The organism is Bacillus sp. HMSC036E02, from assembly GCF_001836235.1.
In the GTDB taxonomy this organism is placed as follows: Bacteria; Bacillota; Bacilli; order Bacillales; family Bacillaceae_G; genus Bacillus_A; species Bacillus_A cereus.
Window position 1 is genome coordinate 34985 of record NZ_KV827869.1, and the last position, 23316, is coordinate 58300.

The window sequence follows — 23316 nt, forward strand, 5'->3', positions numbered from 1 at the left end:
CCCGAATAGTGGTACATGAAAAAAATAAGAGTTCATTACCCAGAAGAAGTAAAGTGGAAAGTGATTGAAATGAAAAAGGATGGGTATTCCAATCGGACCATTATGGAGAAACTCGGAATTAAAAATGTTTCCCAAATTAAGACATAGATGAAATGAAATGATATCGTACAGATCAAACGTATCGGTTTCCACAACCTGTAGGAAAACAATATTCTTATGGAAAAAGACCAAAAGAGCTCAGTGAATTAGAATAGCTACGTATAGAAAATAAACACCTAAAACAAAATTACTTGTATGGGGAAAGTATCTGGAAATCGAAAGGGGCTGAAATCAGAAACTGTAGTTACTTTATGGAAAAATGTACAAACAAAAATAACAGTAAAAGAATTGCGTAACGTATTAGAGTTACCCCGTTCCATATTTTATCGCTCATTACAACGAACGGAAGATCTGAAAGATGATATAGGGGTACAGACACATCGCCATCAAGCTAACAGAACAGATTGCCCCTAAACGAAAATTTTGTAGCTTTTTTAGCACGGAATTTCATTATTATCGTTTTTTTATGTTTCTTAACTTGATAGAGGTGTGGTGGATCCTTTTTTAGAAGTAAATACTTCTAACACCTTGTAGTATTTGAAGATCAATTTTATCTGCTTTTGTCCTTTGAATTATAAAATCTAATCCATTTTTAGTATTGTCCGCATATTTAGGCATTGCTTCAAGAGTATCTGTCAATGGTTTGGTGAAATCGTCCCAATGTATTGGAATAACAAGCTTCGGTTGTACTTTTCGTACAGTTTGCTCGTAATACGTATTTTGGAAAGTACTTTCCTGCTTTCCTAATACCCCTATTCCTAAAAACAAGACATCAGCTCGAATATCATCTAATACACCTTCTATATAGTTAGCACTTGGTTTAACAAGGAAAGTTTTATTATTATACGTAATCAAGTAATCATATGAAGAGTCTTCATGATAATCTAGGGCTTTAGCTGGTTGTTTAAGTGGCTTTTTTATTTTTTCTCCTTCATCAAAGGTTGGTGAATGTTTCGCTGGAAGGACAGTAACAGTAAAATCACCAAACTTCATACCCTTATTTACTTCATATACAGACATCTGGTTCTTATTTATATCACCACCAATACCTATGTTAGTTGCTGATTCTGAACCATATACATGTGTTCCAGTTCGTTTAGCTATGTAAGCTAAATCCAACGCATGATCATAATGTGTATGTGCAATAAATAATCCCTTAAGTTTATTATTATCAACCCCTATTTGATTAAAAATTTTATCCACAGTATCTTCATCTGTTTTTATATTGCTGAACAATATTTTGGGTAAGGATGGCCTAGAAATAAAACCATCAATCATTAATTGCGTATTTCCATCATCAAATAGTAAAGATGATGTTCCTAAGAATGTGACCTTTACCTCACCGTGATTCAATACTTTTTGTGTTGTTTTTGGAGCATAATATGCCTTGTATTGTTGAATATCTGCTGAAGGTGTTAAAAACTTATAATAAACGAAAATAGAAGCGATTAGTACTAGTACTAATAATCCTATAAAAAACACACTTAATTTTTTTCTTAATTTATATTTCAAAAAACATTCTCCTTTCTAGACAAAAGATATTATTATTTGACTGTGCTAAATCCTCCTACTTGAGGTTACCACAAAGTATCTATAAAATTTAAAAAACACCACCCTTTCCTATGATTCTACAAAAAGAATAGCGCATTTTTTCATTTTAGGGAGAATTTTGTTTTCTTAGCTTGATAGCGATGTGGCGGTACCCCATATAGAAAAAACCGCTTCCCTACACGTTAAGGGTATCGGCTTTTGTTCATTTCATTATTCTTTATTATTTAGAACTTGATAGGTTGTATTTCCTAATTTTATTACGCAATATCAAAAGAATTTATTATTTATACACAATTCTAAAATACGAATTAACAGTTAATATATAATATCCAAAATAGATTATGCAATATGCAATAGAACTAATGGAAATAGGAATCATAATACTGTATATAGGCATGTTATTTATTATTGGTAAAGCAAATAAGCTATGAGTAAGTCCGACTATTATAGGTGAAATAAAACTAAAGCTAACTTGGTTAGAAATTGACTTTCTTACTTCTTTTTTCGTAACACCTATCTTACGAAGAACCTCATAGTATTTCTGATTAGCATGTGCTTCAGATAGTTGTTTATAATAAATAATAGAACCAGTTGCTAGTACAAATATAATTCCTAAAAAGCTTCCAATAAATAATGTAACTCCATACAGTTGCATAAAATCTTCATTTGTTTCAGATTGCCCTACATAATATCCTGATACAACTGTACTAACTGCCGTTAAAGCTGTGGCACTTAAGATAGCAATAGTCGCAAGTAATTTGGCATTTCCTTTTACTCGATATAACAACTGTGAAATATTTAGTATATTCATACCGTTAAAATAGATATTGCTCTTACTTTTAATTTTCTTTAATACAATAACTGTATAAGACGTGAATAGACAGTAGGTTGCAAGAACAATCGCAATCAAAATACATAACGGGATTATTTTAGGATCCATTAGCGGACGCATAGGGTCCTCAGGGTTCTGCACAAATTTTACGACTTCGCGAAAAAAGAATGCTAAAACATAACCAAAGCCAATTAAAATAAGACCTATATATGCCAAATATTTAGATCCTTTTGGCATACTCTCTCCTTTATGATTCGCTTGGAACATTTCAATTAATGGAAATTGATAAATTAAGCGCGATTTTTTCCAAGCTGTATATAATAGAATCGATAAAAAAACAATAATTGTGTCTATTATGGCCTTTATAGATAACTCGAACGTAATTGGCACATTTAATTTCATCAAACTCATTAGAAGTTCTAAAAATAACTTAAAACTTATACTGCCAATCAATATCCCAACTATTAAAGCTACGCCCCCCATTATTAATGTTTCACAAAATAACATCGTACCAATTTGTTTTTTAGTAATACCTAGTAAAGAATATAACCCTATCTCTTTTTTACGTTTTCTTATAAAAAAATTAGTAGAGTAAATAATAAATATGGCTATAAAAATAATGAGTATCACTTTTGAAGACTGAAGAACACTATTAATCATTACATTATTAAGCATTTCTTTTTTTATTTGCGTACTATATCGAAGTGACGCAAATATAAAATAAATCAGCATACTCGAAGCTAAAGATATAAAATAAAGTATATACTCCTTAAAATTTCGCCTTATATTTCGTTGAACGATTTCAATTAAAGTCATTTATTTTAACCTCCTAAAAACTATTTCTACAAAATATACATTATTTTAATCACACATTATGTTATAAATGGCCATATTAGATAAGATCATCAGCCTTATCTTCAGAAATGGAAGACATTACATCAATGACTTGTTGGAAGAATTGCTTACGTGTTAATTCTCCACGGTGTAATTCTTTATATAATTCACCATCTTTAATCATAATCACTCGTTTACAATAACTTGCCGCAAACGCATCATGCGTTACCATTAATATGGTTGAGTTATCATATTCATTTAATGACTTCATACTTTCTAATAAATCCGTTGCTGATTTAGAGTCAAGCGCCCCAGTTGGCTCATCCCCAAAAATCATACTCGGATTCGTAACCATGGCACGTGATGCTGCGCAGCGTTGTTTCTGTCCCCCAGATACTTGATATGGGTATTGACTTAAGATATGATCCATGCCAAACTTCTTAGAGATTTCAAGAACAAGCCGATCAATTTCACTAACCTTCACCTTTGATAAAGCGAGAGGCAATGCGATATTTTCTTTGACCGTTAACGTATCTAATAAGTTATAATCTTGAAAAATAAAACCTAAATGATTGCGCCGAAATAATGCCAACGTATCATCACTCATTTTTACAATATCTTTTCCCTCTATTAAAATCTCACCACTCGTCACATGATCAATTGTCGAAAGAACATTTAATAGAGTTGTCTTACCTGAACCAGAAGGGCCCATAATTCCAACAAATTCTCCTTCTTTTACTTGTAAGTTAATCCCTTTCAACGCTTCAAATGTATTTCCACCTGTGTCATATACTTTTTTAATATTTTTTGCTTCTAGCACTGTTTTCATTTTATATTCCTCTCTCCTCTTAGTATTTACAGCCAAGAAATCTATATAAAATTAGAGTTAAGATTGTTTAGATTTTTGCTTATACCATGAAAATCCTTATTTTCAAAAAGAGTAAATACCCATATGGGTATTTACTCTTTTCTAGAATATCTTATCTTTCACCTACAACTATTATTCATATCGTAGACAATCAATTGGGTCTAGTTTAGCTGCTTTATTTGCTGGAAGTATACCAGAGACAATGCCAATCAATATAGATATTCCAACAGATAGTAGACCTAGATTTACTGAAATAACAAGTGGCCATCCACCTACGATTGCCGATACCCAAGCAAAGAAAATACCTAACACAAAACCAATTACTCCACCTAATGCTGTTAAAATACAAGCTTCAATAAGAAATTGCATTAATATTTCCCTTCTCGTTGCACCAAGTGCTTTTCGAACACCTATTTCACGTGTACGCTCTGTAACAGATACAAGCATGATATTCATCACACCAATACCACCTACGATTAAAGAGATTCCAGCAACACCAGTGAATACCATTTTCATCGTATCTAATGATTCTTCTACGACCAAATCGTTTTTTGTCTCATCCTCTACTGTAAATAGATGCTCAAATTCTGGTGGTTTCAATCCATTTAATACAGATACAGCTTGTTTCCCTACAATTTCTCGCTCGCTAGAAGAAGATAACTTAATGGTCACTGCATTATATTCCTCAACACCTGAGATCAACGGTGCATTGTCAACCGAGGTATATCCTGCATACACATTTGATTGCCATATATTATCATATTTGTACACCCCGACAATATTATATGGTTTTCCTTTTATATCTATATATAAATCATCTTCCCATGTATCATATAGTTTTTTAAATAGAGCTTCACTGATAATCAAAACAGGAATTGGTTTTTCCAGCTCAGTCTCTGTTAACTCACGCCCATGTATCATTCGTAGTTTGTGATCCTGCATAAAATTACCTGTTCCCACATTTAAATTAAGAGAAGCTTCTTTTGAACCTACATATGCTTTTACGTCCATATTCACATGTGGGTACACATCCTTTACACCTGGTATTACTTCTAATTGCTTTACCATATCTGGTGTAATCTTCGCTATTTCCAGCGGAAAATCTGGGTTGATATACTCTATATTAATTTCATCCATATGGCGGCTCTCTTCAATCTCTTTTTGCATCTTTGCAGTATTTCCATCCCCCGTTGCGAGAATTGTAATAATCGCACTGATTCCAATAATAATTCCCAGCATCGTTAAAATAGATCTCATTTTATGGGCAAAGATAGAAGAGATAGCCATACGTATATTTTCATGTATATTCAATTTTATTCTCTCCAATCCTGAACAATATTTCCGTCACGAATAACGATTTGACGTGCTGCGGCTTCCCCGATTTCACGATCGTGAGTAATCATAATAATCGTTGAACCTTGCTTGTTTAATTCATAAAATAGATTTACAATTTGTTCACTTGTTTTCGTATCTAGTGCACCTGTTGGTTCATCTGCCAAAATAAATTTCGGGTTATTTACAATTGCGCGTGCAACTGCAACGCGTTGTTTTTGTCCACCTGACAATTCATTTGGAAAGTGGGTAGCGCGATCAGCTAAACCAACTTTTGTTAAGGCTGCTAATGAACGCTCTTGTCTTTCCTTTTTATCGACTCCCGCATAAATAAGTGGTAATTCAATGTTTTGCAACGCTGTAAGTCGTGGCAGTAACATGAAGTTTTGAAATACGAATCCAATCTCTTTATTACGAACATGCGCAAGCTCGGTTTCAGACATGTTTGAAATATTTTGTCCAGCTAATTCATAGGAACCTGTCGTAGGCTTATCTAAACACCCAATAATATTCATTAATGTTGATTTACCAGAACCAGAAGGCCCCATGATAGAAGTGAAATCTCCCTGATTTAGCGTTACATCAATTCCGTGCAATATTTGAATGGATTCTTCACCATTTTGAAAAGATTTTGTAATGCCTTGTAAATTAATCATTGCGCGGCAACCTCCATACCATCTTTTAGATTTACAGTAGGTCTAGAGATAATTTTTTCTCCTTTTTTCACTCCGGAAATTTTTGCTTCATTACTTGTTTCAAATTCAACCGTAACAACTTGTTCTTTTGCTTTTCCGTCTTTTACAACAAAGACAACGTTTTTATCACCTTTTTTTAAAATACTGGTCTTTGGAATGACTGTACCCTTTGCTTCGCCTGATTTAGTTTCTACGTATACGTGGAAACCATTTTGTAAGCCTTCACTATTGTCTAACGTCACAGTAAATGGATAACTAGAAACTGTTTTGTTTGCATCCATACTTTTTAATGGTGTAGAACCAATTTCTGTTACTTTTCCTGTCCATGTTTTACCCGCTACAGTTTTTGATGAAACTGTTATTTCTTGTCCAATTTTTACATTAGCAAGTTCAAATTCAGACATTTGACCTGCTACTTTAAATGGACCTGCATGGCGAAGTGTAATTCCGCTCATACCGTTTCTTTCATTAGAAGCTGTAATAATATCATCAATTACACCGTCAGCAGGACTCATAACAGAAAGTGTGTTTACTTTCTCTTTTGCTACTTTAATCATTTCATCCGCTTTTTCTACTTCAAACTTCTTCATTTCAAGCTGCGATTCTAATTGTTGAATTTCAATCTCTGACGCTTTTACTGCTTCTGCAGGAAGACCAGCATTTTTATCTTTTTGTAGCTTTTGTTTTGCTGCATCAATTTGTTTTTGTTGTAATGTTACTTCTTTTTGTGCAATTTTCTTTTGCATTTCCACTTCTGTTACACCTTGTTTAACAGTTGGATCATTGTATTTAAACAGAAGCTGTCCTTTCTTTACTTCATCGCCTTTTTTAACAGCTAGTTCATTCGTACCTTTTGTTGGATCAAATGAAATGATCTCCATTCCATTTGGAATCACTTCACCAGCAAACTTTTGCTTATTTTCGATTTGTTTTTCTAGTACTTCAGATGTTTTATAGGTCATAACTGGTTCAGAACTTCCGGCAAAATTCATATAAGCCCCAGCTCCTATACCAACTGTTAATACACCAACAATGACTACCTTATTTACTGTCTTCATATTATCCTCACTATTTCTTGTACTTTATTTTTGGAGACCATTATTTCCGTTTGTATAATTAGTTAACATTTTTAGAAATTATATATAAATTAGATTTCAAAGTATTAACATATCTCTTTTAAAATCAAATTGTGATAAAAATCTAGGCGTATACTTTTCGCAATATAAAAAGCCCCACCTTTTATTAGTAATTTCTCTTTGGCCTAACCTATAAATAGGATAGAAGAAATTAATTAAATAAAAAGTGGGGTAATAATTAAATATTTATTAAATTTTTCAATTCTCTTCTTTTGGTAATCTCACTTCAAAAATTGTTCTCACTACATTACTTTCTGCAGAAATCTTCCCATTATGTTTCTCAACAATATTTTTAGCAATAAATAATCCAAGACCCGTACTATTTTTCTGTACTGTTCTTGCTTTATCACCTGTATAAAACATATCAAAAAGATAAGGTAACTCTTCTTCTGGTATACTTTCTCCATAATTAATAATCTGTACAACAACGTCTCCATCTTCAATGTATCCATTCATATCAACAAACTTCCCATTATTTCCATATCGAACCGCATTTGTTAGAAGATTTTCAAATACTCGTGCTAACAAATTCCCGTCACCGTTGATAGTTAAATTTGGTGCAACATGTAATCTAGCCTCTAATTGATTTTTCTCTAATAATGGATATAATTCCAAATCTAATTGCACGAGCAATTCACTTATATTAATGTTTTTTTTATCTATTTGTTGTACACCATAGTTCATTCGTGTAATTTCAAATAACTCATCAATTAAACTTTCAAGTCGTTGTGATTTTGCGAATGCAATTGTAGAATAATATTTAATTTGTTCCGCAGTTAAGTTTTTCTCATTGAGAATTAAATCTAAATAACCTAGGACAGATGTTAATGGTGTTCTTAAATCATGAGCTAAGTTAACAACAAGTTGATCTTTACTACTTTCTGCAAAGTCTCCTCGTTCAACCGCCTCTTTTAATTTTTCACTTGCAATATTAATTGCGCGTGCAATATCGCTGAATTCATCATTTGATGAAATATAAACTTTATGTGTGAAATCTCCTTTAGAGAGATGATGAATGCCATTAGAAATTTCATCAAAATACCTTAAATAAGGTTTCGTTAAAAAGAAAAAGAATAAAATAGATAGCAAAGTGAAGGAAAGGAAAGAGAAATAAATACTTCCCCCAACCACTCTATTTGCTACATAGTCTTCATGACTAACCATCATTCTAAAAGAGAACCCTAATGTTTTATAAATTATATATGTTCCGAAAGCTGCTAACATCATACTTAGTGCAAACAAGGCAATCATTTTAAACCTAAAACTTTTTACTATTTTAGCCATTGAAAGTATAACCTACTCCCCATATCGTTTTTATTAACTTGTTCTTCCTTTTATCTTCTCCAAGTTTCTTTCGTAAAGTACGAATATGCACCGTAACTGTATTATTGTTATCATCATAATAATCATTTGTCCATATCTGCTGAAAAATATTTTCAAGGCTATATACTTTTTTCGGATGACTTGCCAATAAATATAAAATATCAAACTCTTTTGGTGTCAAATCAATTCGTTCTCCGTATACATGTACCGTTCTTTTCTCAAAATCAATGACAACGCCTCCAGCCTCTAAAACAGATGTTTCTTCTACTTTCGGTTGATTTAACGTAAGAAATCGGCGAAGTTGAGCATTCACACGTGCAACTAATTCAATTGGTGTAAAAGGTTTCGTCATATAATCATCTGCACCTAGTACAAGACCCGTCACTTTATCAAAATCAGATGTTTTCGCACTTAAGAAAATAATTGGCATATTTTGTTTAGTACGGATTTGACGCGTCACCTCATAACCATCCATTTTTGGCATCATGATGTCTAAAACCACTAAATCAATTGCCTGCGATTGAATAATTTCAATTGCGGCTTCTCCATCAGTTGCTTTTACAACCTGGTATCCTTCTTTTTTTAAATGTATTTCAATTAATTCAGCAATCTTCAAGTCATCATCAGCTATTAGAATTGTAATCGGCTTCATTTTATCCTACCTCTTCTTTTTCTTCCTTATATTCAAATAAAAAATTGATTACTCTATTAATTTCATCTGCAAAATTACTAATGTGTAATTCATTCTTTTTGAAAATAGTTTGAATTCCTATCATTCCCTTAAAAAGACAAATTCTTTTAGTATTTTTTGAATGGCTATAAAATTCCACGTTTCTACATTGAAATCTTATCATTTTCAGAAGGAAAGTGCAGAATGTCTCTAATAAAGCATATTTTTAAATACCTTACTAGCATCATTCTAATATTTTCCCTCATTAAAAATGTAGCTCCATTATGAATAGAACTTATCGCATACAGCCAAGTTTGGAATAAAGTATCATTGACTAGATAACAAGCAAAACCAGCTTGTATTCCATTACATACATATCAAATATATATAATATCTAGATTGCTTTTTAGCCATACATCTAAAGTTCCTTTATCAATCCATAGTTTCTTCTATAATTTTGAAGGCATCCTACTTTGTTTTTTTATACGTACATACTTTTTCTACCCATGGAAAATAAATTGTTAATTTGTCTTTATCTTGTACCATTTTTTGTTTTTGAGTAAAATTGTTTCCATAATCAATATTTATCCATTCATTATCAAGCCAAGTGTATGTCCCTGCATTTTTATATTCATTTGCTATTTTTTGAGTATGCATCTCTATTAACCATATAGTTTTCTTTTTTTTATTTTCTGGATTAACTTCGATTTTCTTATCAAACTGGTAAGAAACAGGACAAGTAGTGTCATTATCCGCTAATCTCCAATTCCCATTCAATTCTTTACCGCTACATCCAATTAGCAATAAACTAAAGCTAATTGGAACAATTAACTTTTTTATTTTTTTCATTATACATTTACCTTTCATTATCACTTTTTTATCTAATGCGTAGCTCAGTACAATTCCTTCTTTAACAGAAAGGTATTATATGAATTCCAACATGTATAAGATAGAGAAAATTAATTAAATAAAATGTAGGGCAAATATAAAATTTTCATTAAATTTTTAAACTCTCTGCATTTTGCAATCTTATTTTAAATATTGCTCTTATTTCATTACTTCCAGCAAGCCTTGTTCACTTATGCTATTTAAAGATACCTTTAAGCAAAATAAATGTGCTTAAAAATATCTTCCTATAAAAGATTAATTACTTTTAAGATTTAAATATTAAAACAGATTATTGGGAAATCAATATTAGTTTGTAGAGGTATAATTATGGTAGAAAATGTAAAGAGATAATTTTATATGTAAAATATTCACACAAGAAATTTATCCAAGGTAGAAAAATAGTAAAATAATAGGAGTTAAGTTTATGAAACTATTAAAACTGAAGAAAAATACTTTTATAAAATAGTGAAAGAATATGAAGCACACAAAGTAACAACTAACCTATAACGAATTAGAATCGAAAATTTCTTAGAGTAGAAAAATCGGCTTTTTTTATGTCAAAATTTGCTTAGCGTATACTTTCGTTAAAATGCGGGTGGTATCCCATTTAGAAGAGAAAGTAAAGGACGTCGAAAAAAAGAAATATATCAATGGTGCGGAACCAATGGTAGCCCCTGATCGATTGGAGTGTCAATTCAATACATCCAGGTTTACGGATGTGACGTATCTCTTATTAGGAGAGCGTACCTTATATTTATCAACGATCATGGATGCCCTTAATCGCGAAATTATTAGTTGTGTCATCAACGAATTACAAACACTGACATTAGCGACGAAGACATTGAAACAAGCAATGAGAGGGTGAAAAGTAAAAAATATCATCCTTCACTCATATCAAGGAAGTATTTATACTGCGAAGGAATTTCAAGCGTATGCCAAACAAAACGGCATCATCACCAGCATGTCCCGTAAAAGAAATTGCCATGATAATGCCGTCATGGAAAGCTTCTTTCGCCATTTAAAAAGTGAAGCTTTCGATTCACAAAAGATAACAAAAGTATCCAAACTGTTCGAAAGATTGCGCTAGAATACATTCATCACTACAATTATGTGAAAATTCAATAAAAACCAAACCACCTATCCCCTAAAGAATTTAGGGAACAGATGGTTTAGGTGTTTTGATATGTGTCCCGTTGTCGGGGGTCACTTTACCTCACGTCGTAAGGGGTTTTATTACTTCGCAAAACTTTCAGCCAACTGTTTCTCTCTCCACATAAATGTAATAGCGAGACCAACTATTAAAACAACGCCTGAAAATGCATATGGATAATGAATATTCATATCAAATAATATTCCGCCCATCGCTGGTCCTGCGATATTTCCTAAACTCGTATAAGTCGAGTTCATACCAGCGACGAATCCTTGCTCTTTTCCGGCTGCTTTTGATAAAAATGTCGTTAAAGCTGGACGAAGTAAATCAAATGCTAAGAAAATGAAGCAAGTAACGAGAAGTACAATCCAATAATTAAAGACTACAGTTGAGACGAATGCTAATACTGCACCTACAATTAAACATATTTGAATTAATACTTTCTCACCGAACATGTCTACCAATTTGCCAAACATAAATACTTGCACAACTACCCCAAAGATTGAACTAATTGTAATAATTGCTGCGATATCTTTCGGCGAGAAGCCAAATTTATGATCAGAGAACAAGCTAAACACTGTTTCATACGCTGATAATCCGAATGCGAGTACAAATACGATAATAAATGCAATTGCATACATTGGATGTAATGATTTCTTTAAATCACCAATAAAACTTGATTCCTTCGTATTAGAAGAAATCTCTGCAAGTTCTTCTTTCGTTAACGGTTCTTTTAAAATAAAGATCGAAATCACACATGCTATAAAAGCAATTACTGCTGCAACGAAAAACGGCACACGTATACCGTATTCTGCAATAAATCCGCCGATTCCAGGACCTATAATGAATCCAGTACTAATAGCCGCAGATAAGTATCCCATCGCCTTTGGACGTTCCTGAATAGATGTAATATCCGCAACATATGCCGTAACACCAGGCATAATAAAAGCAGCACTAATTCCGCCTAATACCCTTGCTACATAAAGCATCCATACATCTTTTCCTAATCCAAAAAGAAGCTCTGAAACACCAAAAATAAATAATCCAATGATTATCATTTTCTTTCTACCGTAAAGATCAACCCACCGGCCTGTAATAGGTGAAGTAATGAGCTGTGCCATTGCAAACACTGCAACGAGATATCCCATCGTCTTCCCTGTTAAATGCATATCATTCATAAAGGACGGCATAACCGGAATGATTAATCCAATCCCTAGAAAAGCGATAAATATATTACTCAAAAGAATGACCAATACCATCTTTTGTTCTTTTATCGGTTTCTTCACTTTTTAACACCTCTTCCCGTAAGTTCCTCTCAAAAAATAATGCCCAAGAGGCTTTTTCTTTATCCTTCTATTTATGAGTAGAGATGCCCCCTACTCGTTAGAATTTCACACTATCCTTCCACACATACATACGCATCAGGTGAATGACTATCATTCAGTTTTCCTCAAAAATGAACCTACCTTTTCAGACAGGTTCATCTCACTATTTCTTTATATGTAGTGCATGTGTTAAAAAATCTAGTACTTCTGCCTTTTGCAAATCGACTTGCTCATCATCTTTATGATCATATAAATACACTTGTTCCGCTGCTGATTCAACTAGAGCGATAAATAACTTCGCTGTTCGCTCTGCGTGAACCGAATCACGAATTTCACCGGCTTCTTTTGCCTCATTTAAAAATTCACTTAGCCACATATAAAGAGGCTCATACACAGCTTCCCATTCTTTTATATGTTCTGTAGATGCAAGACCAGCATACATTAAAGCTTGTATTTCACGATATTCAGCTATAAAGTGAAACACCGCATCTATTACTTGCGTCACTTTACTTGAGAAAGGCGCATCGTTTTGCACTTCTTCTTTCACTGCAAGTATCATCTTTTCAACCATCACTTCTGCTATTGCAGGCATAACAGATAACTTAGAAGGAAAATATAAATAGAAAGTTCCTTGCGCAATGCCAGCTAATTTCACGATATCAGAAATCTTCGTTTTTTCGACGCCCTTTTCCTGAAACACTTCAATAGCTGCATAGACAATTTTCTCTTTTTTATTCATCATCTAAACCCTTTCACACGCATATTGAATGACTGTCACTCATTTTATAAGATAATCGATTGTACTGTCAATGATAGTGAACTCTAAGAGGAAATCATTTTTTTATAATAAAATCTCCTAATAAACAATTAGGAGATAAAAATACAATATATCTTTAAGAAAGTGCCTTTAATCCTGTCACTCCACATACAATAAGAAACACACTAATGATACGCGCTTTACTTTTCGACTCACCAAACAAGAACATGTTTAACAAAACTGCACCTGCTGTTCCGATACCAATCCAAACCGCATACGCGACACTTACTTGTAAAAATAAGAAGGAAGTATACAAAAATGCGAAGGATGTAGCAAACCCACCTATATAAATCGCACCATTGGCTAATGTCTTATCTTTACTATACATTTTAAGTCCTATCACACCGACTATTTCACTAATTGCAGCACAAAATACGAAAAACCAACCCATTTTTAAGCAACTCCTTCCACAGTTTCTTCTTTATTGTCAGCTAACTTTAAACCGATAACGCCGGCTACTACCATAAGAATGAAGAATAGTTTGCCTGCGCTGAAACTTCCACCGAAAAGAAATACATCCATTAAGAAAGTACCTACCGTACCAGCTCCAGCGAAAATAGCATATACAGTTCCTGTTGCAAGATGTTCACACGCTTTAGAAAGGAAGTGAAAATCAACAGCGATAACTCCTAAAATAATAATCCAATGCCACCAAGTATTAGCCGTATTAAAACCAAACACCCAAAAAATTTCAAAGATACATGTTAATATGACATATAACCAAGCTCTATTTTTCATACCTCTCACCTCTTATGACTGACTATCAGTCATTTTTATTTTAAAAAAATATACTCTTTCATCAATACTATATAAAAACAACTATCATCCTCATTTACCATTGTATTTGTTCCATTTCTAAGCTAACTGCATCCTGTCACACAAAAATGACTGAATGTCATTCATATATATTGTACATGAACATTTTAAAAATTGTCAATGCCGAAAGTTTATTTAAAATTTCTTTGATCCTATTTGTATATTTTTTAATAATCTGTCAATAATGCTAGTAACATAATATTTTCTCCACTCCCCCTTGGAGAGATCCCTTGAATGGAGCAGTTAGCTTTTGCTAGCTGCTCTTTTTTATTTATCCATACACTATGATGAAATACTTATAGATCAAATCCATTTTTCATCACATAACAACCATCTATTTATTTTCCAATGAGTTTTTGTATGCACTAATTTTATTCTCAAGCATCTTCTCTGTAACTTCTAAGTTTTCTCTTTGAATCTGAATAGATTTCCTATGATCTTCTAGGAGCTGTAAACGAGCTTCTGTTGTATGCTCCCCTTCTGTATATAATCTAGCGTATTCTCTTATTTTCGCTATTGGCATTTGCGTTTGTTTTAATTTCATTACAAACTGCAACCACTTTATATGTGACTCTTCGTAAAGTCGATTTCCATTTGTATCACGATTTGCAATTAATATATTTTCCTTTTCATAATAACGTAGTGTATGTGTGCTCACGCCTAATAATTTTGCTACCTCGCTAATTGTGTACATACTAAAACTCCCTTCACATGCTTACCCTCATATATTTTATAACCGTATCAAATTTATAAAAAACGTTTGACTTAGAGTATACTCTAACAAATACAATCTAACCATAAATGAATTTGAATTTAGGGGGATTTTATATGAAATACACGGTTATTACTGGCGCAAGTTCCGGAATTGGTTATGAAGCAGCTTTAGCATTTGCATCTCGCGGAAAAAATTTAGTACTTGTAGCTCGAAGACAAGAAGAATTAAACGAATTAAAATTGAAAATTAACGAAATGCATCCAGAATTGGATGTTGTCATTCGAAAAACTGATTTATCTGTTACTGCAGATGTTTATAAACTTTATGAAAGCCTACAATCTTTTCAAATTGAAACATGGATTAACAACGCAGGTTTTGGTAATTTCGCCTCAATTGCTGAACAAAATTTAAATAAAATCGAAACGATGTTACATGTAAATATAGAAGCACTAACAATACTCTCTTCTCTTTTCGTTCGAGATTATTCAATGGTTGATGGAACACAGCTTATTAACGTTTCATCGGGCGGCGGATACACAATTGTTGCTGATGCTGTTACGTATTGCGCTACGAAATTCTATGTAAGTGCATTTACAGAAGGGTTGTCTCACGAACTGAAAGAACAAGGCGCAAAACTGCAAGCAAAAGTTTTAGCTCCTGCTGCAACTGAAACAGAATTTGCAAAGCGTTCATTTGATATTGATGAATTCCAATACGATAATGTTGTACCGAAATTCCACACTGCAAAACAAATGGCACAATTTATGCTCGATCTTTATGATAATGATAAAGTTGTAGGAATTGTTGACGGTTTAACGTATAACTATGAACTTAAAGATCCACTTTATAATTTTGCCGTAAGACAAAAGAATTCAAATTCTTAATAACCTGTCCATTTCTTATGGAAATATATATTCCCACTATATATGTAAATAATAGTGGGAACTTTTTCCCTATAAATTTTTCATCCAACATACCGCACCATCGCCACTTCATCACAATAATCCACCTTTGGGCAATGTCTACAATCAATCCATACTTTCTCTGGCAACGTTTCTTTATTTACAAAATCAAATCCACACTTTTGAAAAAATACTGTTTCATATGTTAAGGAAATTACTCTTCTTACATTTATTTTCGTAGCTTCCTCCATTACATGATTTACGAGCATACGCCCTATCCCTTTCCCTGCATATGTATGCGAAACTACTAACGATCGTATTTCTGCAAGATCTTCCCCCAATACATGCAATCCAGCAACTCCAACAATTCTCTCGTCTTCTTTCATAACATATAAACATTGCAAATATTGATAAAGAGACAAAAGAGAACGTGGTAAAACAACTCCCTCTTTTGCATAAACCTCAATAAGACTATAAATTTCTTTCACATCACTCGTCACCGCATTACAGATTTTCATATTACATCCCCTTGCCCTCGATATTAATATTTATAACTTTAAATGAATTTTAATTCATAATTTTATATAATAATACAGCTCTCTTTTCTCCTCGTCAATCACTTTATACAAACAAAAAACCAAGCAATCTAATCGATGCTCGGTTCCTCATCTCGTATCGGCAATACTGTTGAATATTTAATTTCACGAAGTGCCAAACTCGTCTGTATACGTGTAATACCAAGCTTATTCAGCTTTCTAATAAACTGCTCTAGTTCTTTACGATCACGATTTGCAACCTTTAATAAATAATCGTACTCTCCTGTTAAACAGTGACATTCTAACACTTCCGGCATTGATTCTAATTCTTTCTCCAACACTTCCAACTTGTCAAATTGATGAATATTCGTACTCATAAAAATAAAGCATAATAAATCAAACCCAAGCTTTTCTTGATTTAAAATCGCAACTTGCTTATCGATGAAACCTTCCCCATCTAACCTTTTTATTCTTGCATGCATCGCAGCCGGTGATAAATTAACGCGACGTGCCAGCTCTGCATTACTTACTTGTGAATCCTTCTGCAATATATCTAAAATTTGTACATCCAAATCATCCAACACTTTAATAACAGACGACTCCATTACAATTCCTCCTTTTTTCTTACCGATGATTATTCGAAAAAACAACTTATAATTTATATAAAACTGAATATTTTTCTGTAAATATCATTTTAAACTAAATATTTTATCGAGTTTTCACCATTATACAAAAGAATATATTACATAATAAAGAAAAATGCTAAAATTATTTACAATTAGTATTGATTACAAAAAAGGGGATTTTATCATGCCTTATTTTTACGTCTTTTTACTATTACTAACGAGCTTATTATGGGGAGGAAATTTCGTCGTTGGAAAATCACTCGTCGATCATGCATCACCGATGACACTGACAAGTTTAAGGTGGCTGATTGCGATTGTTTGTTTATTACCAATGGTATGGTTTAAAGAAAAGAAAATCCTTCCACCACGTACCGCGATACTTCCGTTAATATTCATGGGAATTTCAGGAGTCGCTCTTTTTAACATCTTTCAATTTTTAGCATTAGAAAAAACATCCGCTACGAATGTAGGTCTTATCTCTACATTGAATGCAATTTCAATCGCATTATTTTCAGTATTATTTCTAAAAGAAAAAATAAATACACTTCAAATCCTATCCATGATTCTTTCATTCTTCGGGGTCATCCTCGTCCTATTAAAAGGTGATTTCTCGCTTTTATTTTCACTACATTTTAATAGCGGTGATTTATGGATGATTGCAGCAGTTTGTATTTGGGGAATCTATTCTGTTTGTAGTAAATGGGCAACAAAAACAACTACACCACTTATGGCAACGTTGTACTCTGGTATTTTCGGCGTTATTTTATTACTACCGTTCAACATAGGTAGCTTCACTGTTTCAAATATAAATACTTCTTTCATCACATCACTTTTATATACTGGGCTTATTTCGACAGTTCTTTGTATGGTATTTTGGAATATTGGCGTACAAAAATTAGGCGCAACTACATCAGGTATTTTTCTAAACTTCAATCCAATTTTCACAGCCATTTTAGCATTCATATTCCTCGGAGAAGAATTAACGTGGATACAAATTTTAGGGACAGTTGTCGTTGTAACAGGATGTTATTTATTTTCTCATTTCAAAACTGTTGCCGTTCAGCCAACTAGACCTTTAATACGAAAACATTCTTAATGAAAAAACATCGTCATCTAGGTTGGCGATGTTTTTATTTACTCTTCATTTCTCTTATATACTGCTTTTCCTCTTCTGGCGATAAACGTTCCGTCGCCTTGCCAGTATCTCCACCTTGAAGGCTCCATAAAAAGTTATGCTCCTCAACAGTTTGAGAAAAATCTCCTTTTTCCCACCTATTTATAATAGAAAATAACTTCATTTTATATTGAAAACCTGTACTATTTTCAATATCTCTTTTTACATTAGAAATTTCCTTTTTTGTCATCTCTACAAATCCCCATTTTTCAGAGGATTTTACCTTTTGGTGCACCATTTTATGCATAGTAGAAATAATTTCACCTTCACTAATTTGCGGAGCTTCTTCTGCAGCTTTTTTCTCTTTTTCGTTTGCCGCTCGCTCGGTTTGAATATTTTTATTTTCTTTTTCCACATATGCAAGCAATTTCTTTCCGCCAACTATAGACGAGAAAATTACTATAATTGTAATGCATATACCTACGATCCATTTAAAAAGCATTATCTCTTCATCGCTTCCCTAACAATATGACTATCTACATATTGCTTAAACTTCACGATTTTTCCGTTCTCAAGTTGCCATACATGAACAAATTCTGCTTCAAATGATTTTCCTGTTTCTTTATAAACTCCAGAATACATACCTTCAGCAATAATTACATCTTTTCCGTTTACTTCATGATATGTATTTACACTTGCTTTATAATCATCCCATTCTGATCCTAAACGGCTAAATACATTTTCCATTATAGCTTCTACGCCTTTATATGTTCCGCCGTACGGAAAACCTTCTGCCTCTGTCCATTCCACTTTTTCAGAGAGGGCTTCTGCTAAATGCTTTGCATTCGAAGAAGCTGATCCTTCATACGTGCTTTTAATAATTTCTAAATTTGATTTAGGCATATTACTTCCTCCCGTTTATTTATTTTTACACAAGACGTAACCATCACGGTTACATCTTGTGTAAAAAAACATTTAAATTGTTTTACTCTTAATCTATTAGCTGTAATCATTATAGTTACATTAATTCTTCAAGTCAACAATTTATAAATAAAATTTACTTCGTTTTCATTACTTTCTCTTTTAAGAAACGATCTACATATCCTTCTGCTTTTACTACGAATAAATACGCACCCATTGATAATAATGCAAGATCTAATTCATATCCTGGATTCTTTCCATCTCCTAATAAACCTGCTGCTCCATTTACCTTTACGATAGCTCCAGCTAAAATAAGAGCGAATAACAATCCTACATATCGTACACCTAAACCGATAATTAATAATATACCACCAACTAATTCTACAGTTGCTACGCCGTATGCAAGGCCACCTGGTAAACCGATGCTTGTAAACCACCCTGCTACATTATCGATACCTGATTGAAACTTTGCTAAACCATGTGCAAAGAACGTAACTCCTAACACGATACGAATAATTAAATTCCCAATATATTGATTCATTTTGAACTCTCCTTTTTGTTTTGTTATGGTGAACTTTTATTTACAAGTCAAAACAATACGGTATTTTATTTCATTCGTCAAATACTTTTTTAAAGAAAACAAAAACATTATCCGTTTTACGGATAATGTTTTCATACGAAATAGCGCTAATTCAAGCTTTTATTCTATCGGATAGAAAAAGTTGAAACATTTTTCCAGCGCCAATATAAGGCAGCAAAAAAATGTCCTCTTCCACAACCATTCCAACAACATTCACTTTCTCATCTACAGATAAATCATTTATGGCAACTTGCATCTCCCCTGCATATCTACCATACAATTCATTATCAATTGTAATACTCCCTTTCTTTCTTACAATTGTATGCATCGGCTTTATCACCACTCTATTTCCTTCCCTTGATTCTACAGATCGAATAACATCACGAGCCGGATCTAGTCTATTTGTATGCACTTGCTCTACCACTTTTAATACTTCTTTATCAGTTATAAATGATTTGTAACGCAATGGAATAATCCCTCTACTTGCACTAGCTACTTCTTGCATACTTTTTAAACTTGCGCTTATATCTCCAATCAATACTTTATCAACACCACAATCTTGAACAAGTTCTAAGTACGCTTCAAGTGGGCGCATATTGCGATGTTTTTCTAACGTTGGTAACCCTTCATATAACGGCCCTCGTTTTTCCGCATCTCCTGGAATAAATGCCATTGTCTTTATTCCGCACTTCTGTAAATATTGATTTTGTTTTTGTAAGAAAGACTTTGCTAGTCCTGTCTCTGGGCGCGGGTAAAAATTATGCCATGCTTCTACATTCTCTACTCTTATATGTTCTGCAAGTAATTCTTTCCAAAATGATTTTGTAATCGTACTCGCATTTAAAGCTACTTTCATCTTATGAGATACGCTTGCAATTTCTTTTGGCGCAATGCCGTAATCCATTCTTAAACCGGTAATGCCCCAGTTCAATAACTCTTCCACATTTTCATATGTTAGCCCTAAATGGTGTAACGATTTTGGAGAAACATCAACCATTAGCTCCATTTCACGTGCAAGAGCTTGTCTCCCTAATATTTGAATTAACTCTTTATACGTATTTGGATCATCTTCTGGAATGTGCAGTGATGTAAAAATAGATGTAAACCCATTTTCCTTCGCTACTTTTAACCACTCTTCTTGTTTCTCTACTCGTTCTTTTGAAAGATAAATGGAAACTCCGATCATATAAATCTCCCTTTCTATTAATAGAAAAAGAGAAAGGAATCCCTTTCTCTATATGTTTTCTGCCATTTCTTCTTTAAATCCGAAGAAGTACGTAAAGATAAATCCGAAAGCATATGCAATTACTAAACCTAAGAAATATAGTAAATATTTATTGTCAGCAATTAACGGAATTAAAGATAGCCCTGATACGCCAATTCCAAGTGAAGCCGTTTGCATAACTGCTTGGAATGCACCACCGACAGCCGCTCCTAAACAAGCAGTAATAAACGGTTTCCCAAGTGGTAATGTAACCCCGTATAATAGCGGCTCACCAATTCCTAAAAAGCCAACTGGCAATCCACCTTTAATTACATTTCGAAGTCGTTTGTTTTTTGTTTTCACATAAATCGCAATTGCTGCGCCCACTTGGCCAGCACCAGCCATTGCAAGTACTGGTAATAAAGGTGTTACGTGTGTTTGATTAATAAATTCCATATGAATTGGTGTTAAACCGTGATGCAATCCGACCATAACGAGAGGTAAAAATGTTCCCGCAAGTACTGCGCCAGCAAATGCTCCGCCAATATTTAAAATCGCATTAATTCCGCTCGTAATACCATCTGATAAGAAACCTGCTAATGGCTGAATGGCTAACATCGTTACGATACTTACAACTAATACAGTAATGAGTGGTGTCACAATAATATCAACTGCATTTGGCACTGCTTTTCGAACTTGTCTTTCCACTACAACCATAAGCCATGCTGCAAAAATAACTGCGAATAATCCGCCCCGTCCAGGCACTAATGCTTCACCAAACAATTTTACGTTTGCCATCGCCGGGTTGAAAATTAAAATACCAGCAATTGCCCCAAGAACCGGTGTCCCACCGAACTCTTTCGCTGTATTCCAACCAACTAAAATTCCTAAGAATGTAAAGATACCGCCGCCAATGAGTAGTAACATTTGTAACCACGTTGCATTTGGATCAGCACCAGCATTTTTCGCAAAGTTAGCAACCCCGTTTATAATTCCTGACGCAACAAGTCCTGGAATTAACGGAATGAAAATACTTCCTATTTTTCGTAAAAAGTTTTTCACCGGTGTATTATTTTTCTTCTTAATCTCTGATTTCATCTCTTGCCCAATATCTTCAAGGTGATGATCTGCTACCTCACCAATTCGTAGTCCTGTTAAGCCTTCCATTTCAGCTGCTACTTTATTTACTGTTCCTGGACCAACGACAACTTGAAGCGTCTCATCTTCTATAACACCCATAACACCTTCAACCTTTTTCAAAAGGTCCATGTTTACTTTACTTTCATCATGAAGCGTTAATCGTAGTCTCGTCATACAATGAGCAATACTACGAATATTTTTTATTCCTCCAAGTTGCTCCGAAATTTCCTTGGCCATTCTCTCTTCTTTCTTCATAATAGAATCCCCCTCCCTATTATTTTATAGTGCTTTCTTCACAAACCCTTTTGCGCATTTTAGTTTCTCCAGTGCTTCCCCATATTCGCACTGCAACAACACCATAACAATGGCAGCTTTTACGTTACGTTCTGCCTTTTCATAATACTCTGCCGCTACTTCATAACTAGCGCCTGTTGCTTCCACAATAATTCGTTTTGACCGTTCTACTAACTTTTCATTTGTGGATTGAACATCTACCATTAAGTTTTTATATACTTTTCCTACACCAATCATCGAAGCTGTTGAAATCATATTCAACACTAATTTTTGTGCTGTACCAGCTTTTAAACGTGTTGATCCTGTTAATATTTCTGCACCTGTCTCTACTTCCACATTTAACTTTGCATATTTACTTATTTCAGCATTTTTATTACAAGAAATACTCGCTGTACTCGCTCCTACGCTCTGTGCGTATTTCAAGCCGCCAATTACGTAAGGAGTTCTACCACTTGCAGCAATTCCAATCACTGTATCTTTCTCATTTAATCCAATACTTTTTAAATCTTCTTCTGCTAACTCTTCGCGATCTTCAGCACCTTCCACCGCTTTAGTAAACGCTTTTAATCCACCGGCTATAAATCCTTGCACCATTTTATCATCCGTGCCAAATGTCGGCGGACATTCCACTGCATCTAGAATACCTAAACGACCACTCGTACCAGCACCAATGTAAATTAAACGTCCCTCTTCTTCAAAAGATTTAATAACAGTCTGTACAACCTTTTCAATTTGTTCTATCTCTTTTTCAACTGCTAACGCAACAGTTCGATCTTCTTCATTCATACTTTGCAACACTTCTTTTATGCTCATCTCATCCAAATTCATTGTTTTCTCATTACGATGTTCTGTCGATAAATTTTCTAACATATTGCCACCCTCTTTGAAATTATATTTCACACTTTTATTATAACTTTAAGAAACTAAAAATCAATGACTCTTTCTTAT

The 23316-nt window shown here is 33.6% G+C and carries 25 protein-coding genes and 2 pseudogenes; 4 read left to right on the forward strand and 23 right to left on the reverse strand.

What is annotated here, in order from left to right; genetic code table 11:
- Nucleotides 1–15: 15 nt before the first annotated feature.
- Nucleotides 16–465: pseudogene (locus HMPREF2590_RS30145) on the forward strand (IS3-like element ISBt2 family transposase); the annotation flags it as partial.
- 138 nt (nt 466–603) lie between these two features.
- Here HMPREF2590_RS30145 and HMPREF2590_RS24430 read toward each other — a convergent pair.
- From HMPREF2590_RS24430 to HMPREF2590_RS24470, 10 genes are all read right to left on the reverse strand, one after another.
- Nucleotides 604–1611, reverse strand: coding sequence for an MBL fold metallo-hydrolase (locus HMPREF2590_RS24430; protein WP_000875676.1), 1008 nt, complete (start codon nt 1609–1611; stop codon nt 604–606).
- A 319-nt stretch (nt 1612–1930) separates the two neighbouring features.
- On the reverse strand, nt 1931–3298 hold the full coding sequence (locus HMPREF2590_RS24435; RefSeq protein ID WP_000172530.1) for an FtsX-like permease family protein: 1368 nt from the start codon (nt 3296–3298) through the stop codon (nt 1931–1933).
- A 76-nt stretch (nt 3299–3374) separates the two neighbouring features.
- Nucleotides 3375–4145 carry an ABC transporter ATP-binding protein gene (locus HMPREF2590_RS24440; protein WP_070861603.1) on the reverse strand — a complete coding sequence of 257 codons (771 nt, stop codon included), beginning with the start codon at nt 4143–4145 and terminating at the stop codon, nt 3375–3377.
- Nucleotides 4146–4316: 171 nt separating this feature from the next.
- Nucleotides 4317–5495 carry an ABC transporter permease gene (locus tag HMPREF2590_RS24445; protein ID WP_050821665.1) on the reverse strand — a complete coding sequence of 393 codons (1179 nt, stop codon included), beginning with the start codon at nt 5493–5495 and terminating at the stop codon, nt 4317–4319.
- A gap of 2 nt (nt 5496–5497) precedes the next feature.
- Nucleotides 5498–6172 (reverse strand): ABC transporter ATP-binding protein, encoded by a 675-nt coding sequence (locus tag HMPREF2590_RS24450; protein WP_000609180.1) that lies wholly within the window; start codon nt 6170–6172, stop codon nt 5498–5500.
- On the reverse strand, nt 6169–7269 hold the full coding sequence (locus tag HMPREF2590_RS24455) for an efflux RND transporter periplasmic adaptor subunit (RefSeq protein WP_050821663.1): 1101 nt from the start codon (nt 7267–7269) through the stop codon (nt 6169–6171). Before HMPREF2590_RS24455 ends, HMPREF2590_RS24450 begins: the two co-directional genes overlap by 4 nt.
- A 276-nt stretch (nt 7270–7545) precedes the next feature.
- Nucleotides 7546–8631, reverse strand: a complete 1086-nt coding sequence (locus HMPREF2590_RS24460) for a HAMP domain-containing sensor histidine kinase (protein ID WP_001074332.1) — start codon at nt 8629–8631, stop codon at nt 7546–7548.
- Nucleotides 8624–9322: a response regulator transcription factor gene (locus HMPREF2590_RS24465; RefSeq protein WP_000802755.1), complete on the reverse strand. Its 699-nt coding sequence runs from the start codon at nt 9320–9322 to the stop codon at nt 8624–8626. Before HMPREF2590_RS24465 ends, HMPREF2590_RS24460 begins: the two co-directional genes overlap by 8 nt.
- A 1-nt stretch (nt 9323) precedes the next feature.
- On the reverse strand, nt 9324–9446 hold the full coding sequence (locus HMPREF2590_RS30975) for a hypothetical protein (protein WP_000579408.1): 123 nt from the start codon (nt 9444–9446) through the stop codon (nt 9324–9326).
- A gap of 362 nt (nt 9447–9808) precedes the next feature.
- On the reverse strand, nt 9809–10189 hold the full coding sequence (locus tag HMPREF2590_RS24470; protein ID WP_000721367.1) for a hypothetical protein: 381 nt from the start codon (nt 10187–10189) through the stop codon (nt 9809–9811).
- A gap of 670 nt (nt 10190–10859) precedes the next feature.
- Here HMPREF2590_RS24470 and HMPREF2590_RS29645 point away from each other — a divergent pair.
- Nucleotides 10860–11353, forward strand: a pseudogene (locus tag HMPREF2590_RS29645) (DDE-type integrase/transposase/recombinase); the annotation flags it as partial.
- Between the two features lie 108 nt (nt 11354–11461).
- On the opposite strand, the gene HMPREF2590_RS24475 reads toward HMPREF2590_RS29645, so the two are convergent.
- From HMPREF2590_RS24475 to HMPREF2590_RS24495, 5 genes are all read right to left on the reverse strand, one after another.
- Nucleotides 11462–12664 (reverse strand): MFS transporter, encoded by a 1203-nt coding sequence (locus HMPREF2590_RS24475; RefSeq protein ID WP_000742955.1) that lies wholly within the window; start codon nt 12662–12664, stop codon nt 11462–11464.
- Nucleotides 12665–12866: 202 nt separating this feature from the next.
- Nucleotides 12867–13445, reverse strand: a complete 579-nt coding sequence (locus HMPREF2590_RS24480; RefSeq protein ID WP_002004485.1) for a TetR/AcrR family transcriptional regulator — start codon at nt 13443–13445, stop codon at nt 12867–12869.
- 151 nt (nt 13446–13596) lie between these two features.
- Nucleotides 13597–13911: a DMT family transporter gene (locus HMPREF2590_RS24485; RefSeq protein WP_000539671.1), complete on the reverse strand. Its 315-nt coding sequence runs from the start codon at nt 13909–13911 to the stop codon at nt 13597–13599.
- A gap of 2 nt (nt 13912–13913) precedes the next feature.
- Nucleotides 13914–14258: a DMT family transporter gene (locus HMPREF2590_RS24490; protein WP_000796019.1), complete on the reverse strand. Its 345-nt coding sequence runs from the start codon at nt 14256–14258 to the stop codon at nt 13914–13916.
- Nucleotides 14259–14670: 412 nt separating this feature from the next.
- Complete coding sequence (locus HMPREF2590_RS24495; RefSeq protein WP_000288069.1) at nt 14671–15030, reverse strand: MerR family transcriptional regulator; 360 nt, start codon at nt 15028–15030, stop codon at nt 14671–14673.
- A gap of 134 nt (nt 15031–15164) precedes the next feature.
- Between HMPREF2590_RS24495 and HMPREF2590_RS24500 the strand changes: the two genes are divergently transcribed.
- Entirely contained in the window at nt 15165–15935 is a 771-nt protein-coding gene (locus HMPREF2590_RS24500; RefSeq protein WP_000878075.1) for an SDR family NAD(P)-dependent oxidoreductase, read from the forward strand.
- An 80-nt stretch (nt 15936–16015) separates the two neighbouring features.
- On the opposite strand, the gene HMPREF2590_RS24505 is transcribed toward HMPREF2590_RS24500, so the two are convergent.
- Complete coding sequence (locus tag HMPREF2590_RS24505) at nt 16016–16471, reverse strand: N-acetyltransferase (RefSeq protein ID WP_000686667.1); 456 nt, start codon at nt 16469–16471, stop codon at nt 16016–16018.
- A gap of 128 nt (nt 16472–16599) precedes the next feature.
- Entirely contained in the window at nt 16600–17094 is a 495-nt protein-coding gene (locus HMPREF2590_RS24510; RefSeq protein ID WP_000446088.1) for an Lrp/AsnC family transcriptional regulator, read from the reverse strand.
- A 205-nt stretch (nt 17095–17299) separates the two neighbouring features.
- Here HMPREF2590_RS24510 and HMPREF2590_RS24515 point away from each other — a divergent pair, with 205 nt between their 5' ends.
- Nucleotides 17300–18211 (forward strand): DMT family transporter, encoded by a 912-nt coding sequence (locus HMPREF2590_RS24515; protein WP_001146264.1) that lies wholly within the window; start codon nt 17300–17302, stop codon nt 18209–18211.
- A gap of 34 nt (nt 18212–18245) precedes the next feature.
- Here HMPREF2590_RS24515 and HMPREF2590_RS24520 read toward each other — a convergent pair whose 3' ends face one another.
- The 6 genes from HMPREF2590_RS24520 to murQ form a co-directional block, all read right to left on the reverse strand.
- Nucleotides 18246–18731, reverse strand: coding sequence for a PRK06770 family protein (locus HMPREF2590_RS24520; RefSeq protein WP_000897980.1), 486 nt, complete (start codon nt 18729–18731; stop codon nt 18246–18248).
- Entirely contained in the window at nt 18731–19132 is a 402-nt protein-coding gene (locus tag HMPREF2590_RS24525; RefSeq protein WP_001126689.1) for a nuclear transport factor 2 family protein, read from the reverse strand. The genes HMPREF2590_RS24520 and HMPREF2590_RS24525 overlap by 1 nt, the downstream gene beginning before the upstream one ends.
- Nucleotides 19133–19286: 154 nt before the next feature.
- Nucleotides 19287–19691 (reverse strand): DoxX family protein, encoded by a 405-nt coding sequence (locus tag HMPREF2590_RS24530; RefSeq protein WP_001077751.1) that lies wholly within the window; start codon nt 19689–19691, stop codon nt 19287–19289.
- Nucleotides 19692–19842: 151 nt separating this feature from the next.
- Nucleotides 19843–20916 carry a DUF871 domain-containing protein gene (locus tag HMPREF2590_RS24535; protein WP_050821661.1) on the reverse strand — a complete coding sequence of 358 codons (1074 nt, stop codon included), beginning with the start codon at nt 20914–20916 and terminating at the stop codon, nt 19843–19845.
- Nucleotides 20917–20964: 48 nt separating this feature from the next.
- On the reverse strand, nt 20965–22329 hold the full coding sequence (locus HMPREF2590_RS24540) for a PTS transporter subunit EIIC (RefSeq protein WP_000711293.1): 1365 nt from the start codon (nt 22327–22329) through the stop codon (nt 20965–20967).
- A gap of 24 nt (nt 22330–22353) precedes the next feature.
- Nucleotides 22354–23238 (reverse strand): N-acetylmuramic acid 6-phosphate etherase, encoded by an 885-nt coding sequence (gene murQ, locus HMPREF2590_RS24545; protein ID WP_000892344.1) that lies wholly within the window; start codon nt 23236–23238, stop codon nt 22354–22356.
- Nucleotides 23239–23316: the final 78 nt, after the last annotated feature.

What these genes read in the sequence shown, in the direction of transcription:
- HMPREF2590_RS24540 (WP_000711293.1), bottom strand. Translation starts at nt 22,329, where the DNA reads ATGAAGAAAGAAGAGAGAATGGCCAAGGAAATTTCGGAGCAACTTGGA.
- HMPREF2590_RS24520 (WP_000897980.1), bottom strand. Translation starts at nt 18,731, where the DNA reads ATGCTTTTTAAATGGATCGTAGGTATATGCATTACAATTATAGTAATT.
- HMPREF2590_RS24460 (WP_001074332.1), bottom strand. Translation starts at nt 8,631, where the DNA reads ATGGCTAAAATAGTAAAAAGTTTTAGGTTTAAAATGATTGCCTTGTTT.
- HMPREF2590_RS24485 (WP_000539671.1), bottom strand. Translation starts at nt 13,911, where the DNA reads ATGGGTTGGTTTTTCGTATTTTGTGCTGCAATTAGTGAAATAGTCGGT.
- HMPREF2590_RS24515 (WP_001146264.1), top strand. Translation starts at nt 17,300, where the DNA reads ATGCCTTATTTTTACGTCTTTTTACTATTACTAACGAGCTTATTATGG.
- HMPREF2590_RS24440 (WP_070861603.1), bottom strand. Translation starts at nt 4,145, where the DNA reads ATGAAAACAGTGCTAGAAGCAAAAAATATTAAAAAAGTATATGACACA.
- HMPREF2590_RS24510 (WP_000446088.1), bottom strand. Translation starts at nt 17,094, where the DNA reads ATGGAGTCGTCTGTTATTAAAGTGTTGGATGATTTGGATGTACAAATT.
- HMPREF2590_RS24535 (WP_050821661.1), bottom strand. Translation starts at nt 20,916, where the DNA reads ATGATCGGAGTTTCCATTTATCTTTCAAAAGAACGAGTAGAGAAACAA.
- HMPREF2590_RS24465 (WP_000802755.1), bottom strand. Translation starts at nt 9,322, where the DNA reads ATGAAGCCGATTACAATTCTAATAGCTGATGATGACTTGAAGATTGCT.
- HMPREF2590_RS24470 (WP_000721367.1), bottom strand. Translation starts at nt 10,189, where the DNA reads ATGAAAAAAATAAAAAAGTTAATTGTTCCAATTAGCTTTAGTTTATTG.
- HMPREF2590_RS30975 (WP_000579408.1), bottom strand. Translation starts at nt 9,446, where the DNA reads ATGATAGGAATTCAAACTATTTTCAAAAAGAATGAATTACACATTAGT.
- HMPREF2590_RS24495 (WP_000288069.1), bottom strand. Translation starts at nt 15,030, where the DNA reads ATGTACACAATTAGCGAGGTAGCAAAATTATTAGGCGTGAGCACACAT.
- HMPREF2590_RS24505 (WP_000686667.1), bottom strand. Translation starts at nt 16,471, where the DNA reads ATGAAAATCTGTAATGCGGTGACGAGTGATGTGAAAGAAATTTATAGT.
- HMPREF2590_RS24525 (WP_001126689.1), bottom strand. Translation starts at nt 19,132, where the DNA reads ATGCCTAAATCAAATTTAGAAATTATTAAAAGCACGTATGAAGGATCA.
- HMPREF2590_RS24480 (WP_002004485.1), bottom strand. Translation starts at nt 13,445, where the DNA reads ATGATGAATAAAAAAGAGAAAATTGTCTATGCAGCTATTGAAGTGTTT.
- HMPREF2590_RS24530 (WP_001077751.1), bottom strand. Translation starts at nt 19,691, where the DNA reads ATGAATCAATATATTGGGAATTTAATTATTCGTATCGTGTTAGGAGTT.
- HMPREF2590_RS24455 (WP_050821663.1), bottom strand. Translation starts at nt 7,269, where the DNA reads ATGAAGACAGTAAATAAGGTAGTCATTGTTGGTGTATTAACAGTTGGT.
- HMPREF2590_RS24435 (WP_000172530.1), bottom strand. Translation starts at nt 3,298, where the DNA reads ATGACTTTAATTGAAATCGTTCAACGAAATATAAGGCGAAATTTTAAG.
- murQ (WP_000892344.1), bottom strand. Translation starts at nt 23,238, where the DNA reads ATGTTAGAAAATTTATCGACAGAACATCGTAATGAGAAAACAATGAAT.
- HMPREF2590_RS24500 (WP_000878075.1), top strand. Translation starts at nt 15,165, where the DNA reads ATGAAATACACGGTTATTACTGGCGCAAGTTCCGGAATTGGTTATGAA.
- HMPREF2590_RS24450 (WP_000609180.1), bottom strand. Translation starts at nt 6,172, where the DNA reads ATGATTAATTTACAAGGCATTACAAAATCTTTTCAAAATGGTGAAGAA.
- HMPREF2590_RS24490 (WP_000796019.1), bottom strand. Translation starts at nt 14,258, where the DNA reads ATGAAAAATAGAGCTTGGTTATATGTCATATTAACATGTATCTTTGAA.